The organism is Rhizobium albus (assembly GCA_030160035.1).
In the GTDB taxonomy this organism is placed as follows: Bacteria; Pseudomonadota; Alphaproteobacteria; order Rhizobiales; family Rhizobiaceae; genus Georhizobium; species Georhizobium albus.
The window spans coordinates 315,857-329,016 of record BSNO01000001.1; the positions used below are offsets into that span (position 1 = coordinate 315,857).

Consider the following 13,160-nt stretch of genomic DNA (forward strand, 5'->3'; position numbering starts at 1 on the left):
GAGGCCGATCGACTTCTAGAACGCCTCGGCTGCCAGTTCCATCATGGAATCCGCACCGGTCTCGATGCGGGCGCGGCGCAGTGCCGTTTCCGGCATGACCTTTTCCATGTAGAACTTTGCCGTGATCAGCTTGTTTTCGAGATAGGTCGACTGGCCGTTCGCACCGGCGGCGAGCTTCTCTGATGCGGCTTTCGCCATCTGCGCCCACATGTAGCCGAGCGCGACGAGGCCAAAGAGATGCATGTAGTCGGTGGAGCCGGCACCGGCATTGTCCGGCTTCGCCATGGCGTTCTGCATGAACCACATGGTGGAGGCCTGAAGGTCGCCGAGGCCCTTCTTCAGGTGCTTGGTGAAGAAGGAGAGCTTTTCGTTCTCGCGGTTCTCGGCGCAGAAATCCTCGACCTCCTTGAAGAAGGCCATGACGGCGCGGCCGCCATTGAGGCCGAGCTTGCGGCCTACGAGATCGAGCGCCTGGATGCCGTTGGCGCCTTCATAGATCATGGCGATGCGGGCATCGCGCACGAACTGGCTCATGCCCCATTCTTCGATGTAGCCGTGGCCGCCATACATCTGCTGGGCAGCAACCGCGTGATCGAAGCCCTTGTCGGTCAGGACACCCTTGATGATCGGGGTCATCAGGCCGAGCACGTCATCGGCGGCTTGCTTTTCCTTCTCGTCGTCGGAACGGTGCGCGATGTCGGACTTCAGAGCCGTCCAGAGGAGCAGCGCACGGCCAGCCTCGTTGAAGGCGCGGATCGTCATCAGCGTGCGGCGCACGTCCGGATGGACGATGATCGGGTCGGCCTTCTTCTCGGGCGCTTTGGCACCGGAGAGCGCGCGGCCCTGGATGCGCTCGCGGGCATAGTTGGCGGCGTTCTGGTAGGCGACTTCGGCAATCGCATGGCCCTGCAGACCGACGGCGAGACGCGCCTCGTTCATCATTACGAACATGGCGTTCAGGCCGCGGTTTTCGGTGCCGACCAGGTAACCTTCCGCCTCGTCATAGTTCATGACGCAGGTCGAGTTGCCGTGGATGCCCATCTTCTCTTCGATGGAGCCGCAGGAAACGCCGTTCTTCTCGCCGGGCTCACCGGCTTCGTTCAGCTTGAACTTCGGCACGATGAAGAGCGAGATGCCCTTGGTGCCTTCCGGCGCACCCTCGATGCGGGCGAGCACCAGATGGACGATGTTCTCGGCCATGTCGTGTTCGCCCGCGGAGATGAAGATCTTCTGGCCGGAAATCTTGTAGGAGCCGTCGCCGTTCGGCACAGCCTTGGTGCGCAGCATGCCGAGATCGGTGCCGCAATGGGGCTCCGTCAGGTTCATGGTGCCGGTCCAGGTACCCTCGATCATCTTCGGCAGGTAGGCCTGCTTCTGCTCGTCGGAGCCATGGACCTGGATCGCGGCGATCGCGCCCTGGGTCAGGCCGGGATACATCATCAACGCCATGTTGGCCGACGACATAAATTCGCCGACGGCGGTGTGCAGCGCGTAGGGCAGGCCCTGGCCGCCATATTCCGGATCCGCGGCGAGACCGAGCCAGCCGCCTTCGCGATACTGCTCGAAGGCCTGCTTGAAGCCGGTGGGCGTCTTGACCTGGCCGTCGGCCAGGCGTTCGCAGCCTTCGCGGTCACCGACCTGGTTCAGCGGAAACAGGACCTCTTCGGCGAACTTGCCGCCTTCCTGCAGCACAGCTTCGACGATGTCGGACGATGCGTCGGAAAAACCGGCGAGATTGTTGTACCGCTCGAAGCCCAGCACATCGTTCAGGATGAACAGGGTATCGTCGACCGGGGCCTTGTACACGGGCATGAATGCCTCCTCATTGAAGCGCGAATACAGCAGGAGCGTTTGGTTGAAGACGGCATAGCAAAAATTGACGTTTGCGTAAACGTCAATTTTATCGCGCAGTCGGGCATATGTGTTGATCGATTCACGTCGACGACGACAGCATCTCGCGCACGACGGCCATCGTCTGTTCCAGTTCGCGGATGGCCGTATCGATCTCCACGCGCTGCTCCTTGAGGCGTTGCAGCTGTTCGCCGCCCTTGTCCAGCGCCACCTTCAGTTGTGTCTTGTTTCGGCCTTCTGGATCGTAGAGCTCGATCATCCGGCGCACTTCTTCCAGCGAGAAGCCAAGACGCTTGCCGAGCAAGATGAGCTTCAGCCTGGCGCGATCGCGACGTGAGTAGAGCCTGGTCACGCCGATGCGACGCGGTTGCAGGAGGCCCTTGTCCTCATAAAAGCGAAGGGTTCTCAGCGTCACGCCGAACTCGGAGGCAAGATCGCCGATGCGAAACAGCTGATCGTCCGGCCCGAATGCACCGTCGTCGGTCTCCGCGCGAGGGCTTGAGAGAATGTCCGTCTCGTCGATCTGGGCTTGCTGGCGACTAGGCAAGCTTCACTCCATCTTCAATCATTAAGAGAACTATACGCGTACACCACTAAAAATTGCATCCAGTCGGAATGCCGTCTCGGTGGGGTGCGATGATACAAGCGCAGCTGGCGAGGTCCATGTCTATTTCCTGTGCTGGATGAAGACCAAGACCCAAAAGCTTAACGGCTTGTTTACCACGTTTGGTGGATTGTGCGGCAACTAGAGGTGAATCCCGACCACAGTATTGCGTCTCTTCGGATTGCCTGACGCGCTTCCGGTAGCTTCGTCCGCATCGTTATGCGGGCACCAGCATCCGGCGGCAAAACCCGGCTTCACCGCGATGGTGGGGCAAACCGAGATGAGCTTCGCAATGAACGATACCTCACGCGATACCCGCAGCCAGTCGCAAGGATCCTCGCCCTTCGATGCGTTGAACAAAACGCTCGAAGCGCTCGAGAGCCGCTTGGACGGGATCATGGCATCGAAAAGCCAGCGTGCTCCTGGTACGTTGACGCCGAGTTCGGCGCGGGTCGAACCGGTCGGCGATCAGGAGCCACGGGCTTCCGTCGCCCAGACCGATGCGGTGGCTCAGATCAAGGAGCGCCAGCGCCGCCTCGACGCTTTCCGCTCGAAAGCCGCCGAACGTCGTGAGGCGTTCGTTGCCAAGCCAGCGGTCGAGCCCGTCGCAGCAGCCGACATGGTGCAGACGGGCGGCGCCAGGATGGAAAGCCTGCTCGACACGTTCGGGAAGAACCTGCGCGACGAGATGCGTCGCGATCTGGGAGAAGACGTTGCACGCCATCTCGGCTCGCTGCGCGGCGACCTCATGCATCTGAAGACGCTCGATCAACTGGAAAGCCTGCCCTCCGAGCTCCATGCGGGGCTGGTTTCGATCGAACAGAAGCTCACCGCGCTCAGCGAAAGCGATGGTGGCGATGCGCTGGTCGAGCTGCGCGCCGAAGTGCGCGGCATCTCCGCCATCGTCGATGGTCTTGCCAAGGATGAGACCGTGCGTGGGCTGGACAATCGCTGGAGCGAGATCTGCGACCTGATCAGCGAGATCGATCCAGCCACCATGCGCGACGAGATCGCGGTCATGGTCAAGCGGCTCGACGAGATGCAGGTGCTGATGACCAGCCTGCCCGACGGCGACTGGACCCGCCAGATCGGCGCCGAAATGCGCACGATCGCCGGTGCCGTCGAAATGATCGCGGGCCAGGGCTCGGACATGGAGGGCGTCGGCCGCGAGCTCGATCGCGCGAACATTCGGCTGGACGAGATTTCGCAAGCCATTCTCGCGGTGTCCGACAAGGCCGACATGGCGATCGACAGTGCGCGGCTTGAGCGGATCGAAGCGCTTCTGGCAGAACTCGCGACCCAGGACGAAGCTGTCGCCGGTGGCATCGCTGCTGCTTTGACGCCGCATCTTGCGCTTCTTGCCGACCAGATCGAACGGCTGGGCGAGGGCGGCACAGACAGCGCGGTGCTGAGCCGCCTCGATGCGCTGTCACATCAGGTGGCCGCGCTTTCTAGCGGTGGCAACCAGGAGCCGTCGCAGGCGGTGGTGGAACATCTGGAGCATATCTCCGAGCAGATCGAGACCCTGACGGTCGCTCAGGCAAGCGTGGACTTCGACCGGCTGGAAGCCCTGGTCGATCGTGCCGAGGCGCGCCTATCGGATCCGCTGCCCGTCGCCGGACTGGAGAGTCTCCACCGGCAGCTTGCCGAGATCACAAGCCGTCTCGATCGCGGCACGGCGACCTCGGCTCCGGCAAGCGACGATGCGATGCGCTCGCTCGAAGCACAAATTCTCACCCTCTCGGAGCATCTTTCCGATCGCTCCGGCCTCGCCGGCCTGGAGCCGCGTCTGGCCGCGATCGAAACGCATCTGACGCATGGCCGCCAGGACGTGATCGAGGCCGCAAGCCGTGCTGCCGAGCAGGCCGTTGCCGCCTTCCTCGAAAGCGGCGCGGACGATTATGAGGGCGGCGCCGAGGATCTGTCGGCGGTAACCGGTCTGGCGGAGGATTTGCGGGCGCTCGAAAAGCTCACCCGGATGAGCAACGACCGCAGCGCGCGCGCCTTCGATGCGGTGCACGACACGCTGATGAAGATCGCAGAGCGTCTCGAGAGCCTCGATCGCGGACTGAACGTCTCGCGCGAGATGCCTGTTGCCGCTTCCGCCCTGGCAGCGCCGGCCTTCGCCGAGCCTGCCATTTCCGTAGGGGCCGCTGCTGCCCCGGACCTCGAAAAGCAGGAGCCGCTTTCAGCCAAGGCCGCCAATGTGGTCAAGGCCGACCAGACAGCGCTTGGCAAGACTGTCAGCACCGCCGCCGTCATGGCAGCCGCAACCGCTTCTGCCGCATCGGCCTCGGCCACTGACACGCAGGCGCCGCGCTCGCTGATCGGCCGCATTGCCGAAAAGGTCCGTCCGCGCCGCCAGGCTGCCGCACCTGAGGCGGCGCCGAAAGTCGAACCCGCAGGCACGCCTGCCGTTGCCCGCGAAACCGTCGAGCCGACCCCACCCATCGATCCCAGCCAGCAGATCGATGCGGGGATCGCCAACGAGCCGCTCGAGCCCGGCTCCGGCACGCCTGACCTCAACCGCATCCTGCAGCGGGTGCGCGATCAGCAGACAAGCGGGTCGCGTGTCGGCAACAGCGTCTACAGCGAAGACGACCGCGCCGATTTCATCGCCGCCGCCCGCCGCGCTGCCCAGGCCGCAGCTGCCGATGTCGAAAATTCCGGCCGCAAACAGTCGGCTGGCAAGGGCGACGACAAACGCACCGATGGCGGGTCCTCCCGTCGCCGGCCGATCCTCATCGCTGTCGGCGCCATCCTGCTTGCGGTCATGTCCTATCCGCTCATCTCCGACATGATGAGTGGCGGCTCTCGCCAGGCTGACGCGCCTGTCGCGGTTCAATCCGTTACTCCGGCGGAGACGGATAGCGCAGCGGTCTCCTCCAGCGACGCCACCGGCTCCGACACTGCACCTGAAATTGCCGTGGAAACCGCTGCGCCTGTACAGGCGCCGGTCGCCGAAGCGCCGATCGTCGCTGAGCCGTCGCCCGATCGCTCGGCCGGTCTTTCACAGCAAGCTTTCGCGCCATCTGTGGATGACGAGGCGTCCATGACGACGTCGAGCCTCGATCGTGACACCGCTGCGCCGGTCGCACAGTCCAGCCTCGAATCGTCTTCTGCCGGCGCCGATGAGCCCGTCTCAACCGAGGGTGCGACCGCTGCGACGACTGAGGCCTCTGGTGCAGATGCGCCGGCTGAAGTGACGCCTGCACTGGCAACGCAGACCGATCCGGCCGAGCGCTCGGCGCGCATCGCGGCTCTGCCGGATGGTGTCGGCACAGCGGCATTGCTTGCGGCTGCCGAAGCCGGCGAGGGCCGGGCGCTGTTCGAGATCGCGTCCCGCTACATGGAAGGTCGCGGCGTCGAAGAGAATGTCGACCAGGCAGCGCAATGGTATCTGGACGCTGCACGGCAGGGTCTGGCCCCGGCGCAGTACCGCATCGGCAATTTCTACGAGCGCGGAACGGGCGTCGAGCGCGATCCCGTCGAGGCGGAGCGCTGGTACCGCGAAGCAGCACTCGGCGGCAATGTCAGCGCCATGCACAATCTCGCGGTGCTGCATGCATCCGGCGGCGTCGATGGCAATTCGGATTTCGACGAGGCTGCACGCTGGTTTGCCATGGCCGCGGAACACGGCGTTTCGGACAGCCAGTTCAACCTGGCAGTGCTCTATGCCCGCGGAAGCGGCGTTGAGCAGGATCTTGGACAGTCCTACAAGTGGTTTGCGATTGCCGCCGACCAGGGCGATGCCGATGCGGCCAACAAGCGCGACGAGGTGGCCAATGCCATGAGCCCGGAGGCGCTGGAGCGCGCCCGTGCCGAAGTCGAGCTTTGGGAGCCGCAGGCGGTCGATCCGGCTGCCAATTCCGTCGAACTGCCGGAAGAGTGGGGCGTTTCGCAGACCCGCACCGCGACCATCGACATGGCCGATGCGGTGCGCAACATCCAGCGCATTCTGAACGACCGTGGCTTCGATGCCGGTACGCCTGATGGTGTGATCGGCGCAAAGACGACGGCAGCAATCCGCGCATTCCAGGAAGCCAACGAACTCGAGCCGACCGGCCGCATCGACGCACCGCTGGTCGAAGCCTTGCTCGCGCAGACAAGCGCCGGCTGAGCCGTCACCTCAAGCCTTCAATTCGCGGACGCCCTGAATTGACAGGGCGTCCCGAAACGCGCAGATGATCGTCCCACAACCGGTCGCGGTTGGGCATCGGGCTTTGCGCCCGGTTTCGTCTTAACGGCGAATAAACCCTGTGCTGCCAACATCCCGTTCAACGTTGCGCAATTGCACTGTTGGCGGGACTTCGGCGTTCGGCCGGCGCCTTGAGCAGTTCGCTTCATCAAAGCGGTCCGCTGCTCCAGGTTTGTGACATACCGCGTTTCCAAACGGTGAACCGGTTAGCATTTCACCTGGAAACGCCCGAGAACCGTGCGGAGCGCTCAGGGGCAAGACGTGACCATCTACCTGCCGATCGCAGAATTATCGGTCAACATCTTCGTCATTCTCGGCATGGGTGCGGCGGTCGGATTCCTGTCGGGCATGTTCGGCATCGGCGGCGGTTTTCTCATCACGCCGCTTCTCATCTTCTACAACATCCCGCCTGCAGTCGCCGTCGCCACCGGCGCAAATCAGGTCGTGGCCTCGTCCTTCTCCGGCTCGCTCTGGCATTTCAAGCGCGGCTCTCTCGATATCAAGCTTGGGGTGGTGCTGCTCATCGGCGGCATCGCGGGGGCGGCCCTCGGCATCTGGATCTTCACGCTTTTGCGGCGGCTCGGTCAGCTCGATCTGATCGTTTCGCTGATGTACGTGCTGTTTCTCTCCATCGTCGGCGGACTGATGCTGTGGGAAAGCATCAATTCGATGCGCCGCGCCGCGCGCAAGGAGACGGTTGCTCTGCGCAAGCCCGGCCAGCACATCTGGGTGCACCGGCTGCCGATGAAGATGCGCTTCAAGAAATCGAAGCTCTATCTCAGCGTCATCCCGGTCATCGCGCTTGGATTTGCCATCGGCGTTCTCACCTCGGTGATGGGCGTGGGTGGCGGGTTCATCATGGTTCCGGCGATGATCTACCTCCTGCGCATCCCGACAAACGTCGTCATCGGGACATCGCTCTTCCAGATCATCTTCGTCACGGCCTTCACCACAATCATGCAGGCGACGACGAACTACTCGGTCGATATCGTTCTTGCTTTCCTGCTCATGGTCGCCGGCGTCGTCGGCGCGCAATATGGCGTGCGGGTCGGGCAGAAACTGCGCGGCGAACAGTTGCGTGCGCTGCTTGCGCTTCTCGTGCTCGCCGTTGGCATGCGCCTCGGGCTCGATCTCCTGCTGCCGCCGGATGAAGTCTATTCGGTGATCATCGAAGGAGCGGCGTTCTGACATGAGGCCGTTCGCAGCACTCTTCGGCATCCTCGTCTGCCTGCTGGCAGGGTCAGCGCTCGCCCAGCAACGTGAGCCTACCGAGCGCCTCGATATCGGCGTTTCGACGAACGAAATCGCGATCACATCGGATTTCACCGGGGCCGACATCACGGTGTTCGGGGCGCTCGACAGTGCCGATCCGTTTCTCCTGGAACTCGGCGAGTACGACATCGTCGTGGCGCTGGTCGGCCCGCAGCGCCAGACGACCGTATGGCGCAAGGAAAGGGTGCTCGGCATCTGGGTCAACCGTCGATCGATGGAATTCGAGCCCGTCGCGGCTTCCTATTCGCTGTCAAGCACGCGGCCGGTGGAGCGGATCACAGGGTCGATCGTGCTCGATCGCTACGAGATCGGGTCCAACAACATCCGGCTCGTGCCGACCGGCGCCATTGGCGACGGCAGCAATATCGCGGTGTTTCGCGATGCGCTCCGGCGTCTGAAGCAGACGAGCGGGCTTTATGAAGCCGCGCCGCACGGCGTCGATTTTGTCAGTTCCAGCCTGTTTCGGGCCTCGATCCGCCTGCCGGCCAACGTGCCGCTCGGCGAGCACACGATCCGCGCCTATCTGTTCAAGAGCGGCAATTTCGTAATGGAGCGCGATCTGCCGCTGCGGGTGGTGAAGACCGGCCTGGAGCAGTTCATCTATTCCGCGGCCTACGAGGATTCGCTGCTTTACGGCATCGTCTGTGTCGTGCTCGCCATGCTGACCGGCTGGGTCGGCAGTGTGATCTTCCGCAAGAACTGAGTCTGATTTGTCGGGTTTCCGAACGGTGAACCGGTATCCACTTCACCTGGAAACGCTCATGCCCTATCCGATCAGATTGGCGAAGCGCACCGAATAGAGCCGCTCACGACCGAGCAGATGCGCTGACAGCGTTGCGCGGTCGAAGAGGCCCTGCATGGCGCGATGGCGTAAATCCAGCCCGCCGGTGGTCACGCCGAAGGCCGGCATGACGAGGCGGGTGCCGTCGGAGGCAAAACACGGGCGGCGCACCGCACGACCGCGGCGCACGACGCGGGCGGATGGATGCAGATGGCCGGCGATTTCGCCCCGGCAGTCGGCGCGCCGTGCGGTCGGTTCGTGGCGAAAGCACAAGCCATCGACATAAAGCGCGTCGGTCGCTTCGCCCGGCAGGTTCGCCGGCCGCTCCGGATCGTGGTTGCCGGAAATCCAGAACCACTGCCGCCCCGCCATGGCGTGGCGCAGCCGCTCCTCATAGATCGCCGGCATATGGGCCGCTCCGATCCGGTCGTGGAAACTGTCGCCGAGGCTGATCACGGCTTTCGGCTCGTAGCGCCGGATCGCCGCTTCCAGGAGATCGAGGGTCGCGGCCGTATCGTAGGGCGGCAGCATCATGCCGCGCCGGGCAAAAGCGGCGCCTTTTTCCAGATGCAGATCGCTGACGATCAGCGTGCCGCTTCGTTCCAGATAGGCCACGCCCAGCGCGTCGCACACGACTTCGACGCCTGCGATCTCGATGGCGATCGTGCGGCCGGGCATGTCAGTTTCGGCGGAGGAAAGCCGCAGGGCGGCATGGTGGTTCATGGCGGGGTCTAATCGTTCTTGGCTTGTTCGTCACAGACCGATACCCGATTCGCCCATGGCTTCTGCAATCAAATCTTCCGACGCTTCTTCCAGAATGGCGTCATTGGCCTCGCCGGCCACCGATTCCTTGCCGACTTCGAGCATGATCGGCACGGCGAGCGGTGAAATATGCGACAGCCGCTTCAAGACGATGTGCCCCTTGATGCGCGCGAGCATATCGGAGAGACGCCGGATGTCGAGAAGTCCCGCCGCGGCATCCGCATGGGTCGCCTGCAGCAGGATGTGATCGGGCTCATGACTGCGCAGGACGTCGTAGATGAGGTCGGAGGAGACCGTGACCTGGCGTCCGGTCTTTTCCTGGCCGGGATGGCGGCGCTCGATCAGTCCCGAGATCACGGCGCACTGCCGGAAGGTGCGCTTGAGCAGCCAGGATTCCGCCAGCCATGCTTCGAGGTCGTCGCCCAGCATGTCTTCGTCGAACAAATCTGAGAGAGCAGGCCGGCGCCTGTCGAAGAGTTCGCCCATGTCGGACAGTGCCCAGATCGCCAGGGCATAGTCGGTCGCCACGAAACCGAGCGGCTTTGCGCGTGCCCGCTCCAGGCGACGCGTCAGGAGCATCCCAAGCGTCTGGTGGGCGAGACGGCCTTCGAAGGAATAGGCCACCATGTAGTGCCGCCGGCCCCTGGGAAAGGTCTCGATCAAGAGCTCGTCGCGCGATGGCAGGATCGATTTCTCCTTCTGGATGCGCAGCCAGTCGCCGACCTGGTCGGGCAGCGCGCCCCATTGGGTGGGGTCGGCAAGCATCGCGCGCACCTGGTCTGCCAGATAGGTCGAGAGCGGAAACTTGCCGCCGGCGTAGGTCGGGATCTTCGCGTCGTTGCTCGGCGACAGCGAAACGATGCATTCGTTCTCGCGAATGCCCTCGAAACGCAGCACTCGGCCGGAGAAGAGGAACGTGTCGCCGGCAACCATCGTCTCGAGAAAGTATTCCTCGATCTTGCCGAGCGTTGGCCCGCCACGCGCTGCCGTCACGCCCGCCTTGCCGCGCTTGACGAGCCGGACGTTCAGCGCGGGGGCTTCCACGATCGTTCCGACATTAAGCCGATATTGCTGGGCGATCCGCGGATGGGAAACGCGCCAGAGGCCGTCTTCGGTCAACCGGATCTTGGCGTAGCGGTCATACGTCTTCAGCGCATAGCCGCCTGTCGCCACGAACTCCAGAACCCGGTCGAATGTGTCGCGCTCGACCTCGCGATAGGGCAAGGCCGAGGTGATTTCTGCGAAGAGCTCATCCGCATCGAAGGGCGACGAGCAGGCCATGCCTAGAATGTGCTGGGCCAGAACGTCGAGCGCACCAGCGCCGATCGGCGGCGTGTCCTGGGCGCCGAGATAGTTGGCGTCGAGCGCCGCCTGACATTCCATGACCTCGAAGCGGTTGGCCGGAACGAGGATCGCGCGGCTCGGTTCGTCCATGCGGTGATTGGCTCGACCGATGCGCTGGGCGAGCCGGCTTGCACCCTTCGGCGCGCCCACATGGATGACGAGATCCACATCGCCCCAGTCGATCCCGAGATCGAGCGTGGAGGTCGCGACCACGGCGCGCAGCGCATTGTCGGCCATCGCCGCTTCCACGCGCCTTCGCTGGCTGACATCGAGCGAGCCGTGGTGCAGCGCGATCGGGAGATTGTCCTCGTTCACGTGCCAGAGTTCGCGGAACAGCATTTCCGCCTGGCTGCGCGTGTTGACGAAGAGCAGGGTCGTCTGATGGTCCTTGATGGCCTTGTAGACGTCCGGGATCGCGTAGCGGGCCGAATGACCGGCCCAGGGCACGCGCTCATCCGATTGCAGGATGCTGATCAAGGGCTTGGCGCCGCCGCTGACGACGATGCGTTCGGCCAGCCGGCGCTCACCGCCATCCTGAGCCACCAGCCAGCCCTGCAGCTCTTCCGGCTCCGTCACGGTGGCCGAGAGCCCGATGGTCACAAGGTCCGGGCGCAGACGCCGGAGCCGCGCAAGCCCGAGCGCCAGGAGATGGCCGCGCTTCGAAGTCACCAGCGAATGCAGCTCGTCGAAGATGACAGTCTTCAGGTTGGAAAAGAACCGATCCGCATCCGGGGAGGCAAGGAGAAGCGCCAGCTGCTCCGGCGTCGTCAGAAGAATGTCGGGCGGATTGGTCTTTTGCCGTGTGCGCTTGGTTTGGGAGGTGTCGCCGGTTCGCGTCTCGGTGCGGATCGGCAGCTTCATTTCGTCGACGGGGCGCGACAGGTTTCGCTCGATATCGACGGCGAGGGCCTTGAGGGGCGAGATGTAGAGCGTGTGGATGCCGTTTCTGGCAGCGCCTGGTTTTGCAGGCCCGCGCTCGGCCAGATCAGTGAGGCTCGGGAGAAAGCCGGCAAGCGTCTTGCCGGCGCCCGTTGGCGCGATCAGCAGAACCGACTTGCCCGACCGGACCTTTGCCAGCAATTCCAACTGATGGGCACGGGGCTGCCAACCGCGCGAGGCGAACCAGTCGATGAATTGCGCAGGCAGGGCAAACCCAGGCCCGTCGCCATCCACCTCGAGTTGTGCTGCCAGTCGCGGGTTATGCTCCATGACCCGTTAAGGTAGGCTCGGCATCGGCAATCGCCAAGGCGCGGACGTTCAGTGCAGCACTTCCGTCGACGCGATATCGGATGAAGCGTCGATCACCGGCAGATCGGCGAGGGTGACGCCCGCGGCCGAGCGCCTGCGCGCAACGACCAGAAGGCCGATGATCGTCTCAGCTCCATCCTTGCGGATCGGCCCGCGCTCGGTCGCGACGATGTCGAAGCCATGCCGATCCAGAAGGGCGCGCAGATAACGTTCGCCGTGCCTGTAGCGCAGCGATGGCTGCAGTTGCCAGTCGACATCGGCTGCGCCGTCTTCGACCGAGAAGGCGAAATAGCCGTTCGTCGCAATGATCGCGGCCGCCGTCGCGAAGACCGGCTCCAGATCGCCGAAATACATGAGGACATCGGCGGCGGTGACGAGATCGGCCTTCAGCGCTTCGTTTTCCGGCAGTGGCACGCCACCGTTGGCGGGGCCACTTGCGAGGTCCGCCGGTGCGAGCTGGTCATAAACCGCCTTTTCCGCAGCCTTCGCCAACATGCCCTTGGAGATGTCGTAGCCCTTGAGGAACGAGACGCGGTTGCGCAGCCGTTCGCCCAAAAGCCCGGTTCCGCAGCCGAGATCGATTGCGGTCTTGAAAGGGTCGGGCGCGCTGGCGACGATCAGCGCGGTGAGTTTCTCGGGAATCGCATAGGACAGGCCCTCGACGAGCGCCAAATCGAAGCGTTCGGCGTAGTCGTCGAAGAGCCGCGCGACATAGGCGGCCGGGGGCTGGCTCGGCGCCTGTGCCTGGCCGAGGGCCGCGAGCTTCAGCCCAGCGCCATAAATATCCGCCGGTGCGAGACGCAGAACCTCGCGAAAGGCCTCGCTCGCCGCTTCGAGACGGCCGGACTTTTCCTCAAGCACGCCGAGCGTGAAATAGCCTGCCGGCCAGGTGGGCACGAGTTCGAGCGCCTGTCGCATGAGATCGGCAGCGGCCGCGAATTCGCCGCCATCGGCGAGCATGCGCGCATAATCGGCGCGCCGATCGGCTACCAGATCGCCGGAGGAAAACGACAGTTGTGTCATGATGATCAAGCGCCAAAGGAGGACGGCGCGGGCTATGCGCGCATGGCGATGATTTGGCAAGCGCCTTTTCGCCACAC

General features: G+C 63.8%; 8 protein-coding genes. 3 read left to right on the forward strand and 5 right to left on the reverse strand.

Annotated elements, in window-relative coordinates; translation table 11 throughout:
* Positions 1 to 15: 15 nt before the first annotated feature.
* Positions 16 to 1,812: an acyl-CoA dehydrogenase family protein gene (locus QQL76_RS01425; RefSeq protein ID WP_499206060.1), complete on the reverse strand. Its 1,797-nt coding sequence runs from the start codon at positions 1,810 to 1,812 to the stop codon at positions 16 to 18.
* A gap of 121 nt (positions 1,813 to 1,933) precedes the next feature.
* Positions 1,934 to 2,398 (reverse strand): MerR family transcriptional regulator, encoded by a 465-nt coding sequence (locus QQL76_RS01430; protein ID WP_404863794.1) that lies wholly within the window; start codon positions 2,396 to 2,398, stop codon positions 1,934 to 1,936.
* A gap of 349 nt (positions 2,399 to 2,747) precedes the next feature.
* Here QQL76_RS01430 and QQL76_RS01435 point away from each other — a divergent pair, with 349 nt between their 5' ends.
* From QQL76_RS01435 to QQL76_RS01445, 3 genes are all read left to right on the forward strand, one after another.
* Complete coding sequence (locus QQL76_RS01435) at positions 2,748 to 6,575, forward strand: peptidoglycan-binding protein (protein WP_499206061.1); 3,828 nt, start codon at positions 2,748 to 2,750, stop codon at positions 6,573 to 6,575.
* Positions 6,576 to 6,914: 339 nt separating this feature from the next.
* Complete coding sequence (locus tag QQL76_RS01440) at positions 6,915 to 7,841, forward strand: sulfite exporter TauE/SafE family protein (RefSeq protein WP_499206062.1); 927 nt, start codon at positions 6,915 to 6,917, stop codon at positions 7,839 to 7,841.
* A 1-nt stretch (position 7,842) separates the two neighbouring features.
* On the forward strand, positions 7,843 to 8,628 hold the full coding sequence (locus QQL76_RS01445; protein WP_499206063.1) for a TIGR02186 family protein: 786 nt from the start codon (positions 7,843 to 7,845) through the stop codon (positions 8,626 to 8,628).
* A gap of 63 nt (positions 8,629 to 8,691) precedes the next feature.
* Here QQL76_RS01445 and pdeM read toward each other — a convergent pair whose 3' ends face one another.
* The 3 genes from pdeM to QQL76_RS01460 are packed head-to-tail and all read right to left on the reverse strand — an operon-like array spanning position 8,692 to position 13,083.
* Positions 8,692 to 9,429, reverse strand: a complete 738-nt coding sequence (gene pdeM, locus QQL76_RS01450) for a metallophosphoesterase (RefSeq protein ID WP_499206064.1) — start codon at positions 9,427 to 9,429, stop codon at positions 8,692 to 8,694.
* A 30-nt stretch (positions 9,430 to 9,459) separates the two neighbouring features.
* Positions 9,460 to 12,021: a ligase-associated DNA damage response DEXH box helicase gene (locus QQL76_RS01455; RefSeq protein WP_499206065.1), complete on the reverse strand. Its 2,562-nt coding sequence runs from the start codon at positions 12,019 to 12,021 to the stop codon at positions 9,460 to 9,462.
* Between the two features lie 48 nt (positions 12,022 to 12,069).
* Positions 12,070 to 13,083 carry a class I SAM-dependent DNA methyltransferase gene (locus tag QQL76_RS01460; protein WP_499206066.1) on the reverse strand — a complete coding sequence of 338 codons (1,014 nt, stop codon included), beginning with the start codon at positions 13,081 to 13,083 and terminating at the stop codon, positions 12,070 to 12,072.
* Positions 13,084 to 13,160: the final 77 nt, after the last annotated feature.

Bases quoted from the DNA above. Each gene is read 5' to 3' on its own strand.
- QQL76_RS01425 (WP_499206060.1), bottom strand. From the start codon at position 1,812: ATGCCCGTGTACAAGGCCCCGGTCGACGATACCCTGTTCATCCTGAAC.
- QQL76_RS01435 (WP_499206061.1), top strand. From the start codon at position 2,748: ATGAACGATACCTCACGCGATACCCGCAGCCAGTCGCAAGGATCCTCG.
- QQL76_RS01445 (WP_499206063.1), top strand. From the start codon at position 7,843: ATGAGGCCGTTCGCAGCACTCTTCGGCATCCTCGTCTGCCTGCTGGCA.
- pdeM (WP_499206064.1), bottom strand. From the start codon at position 9,429: ATGAACCACCATGCCGCCCTGCGGCTTTCCTCCGCCGAAACTGACATG.
- QQL76_RS01455 (WP_499206065.1), bottom strand. From the start codon at position 12,021: ATGGAGCATAACCCGCGACTGGCAGCACAACTCGAGGTGGATGGCGAC.
- QQL76_RS01460 (WP_499206066.1), bottom strand. From the start codon at position 13,083: ATGACACAACTGTCGTTTTCCTCCGGCGATCTGGTAGCCGATCGGCGC.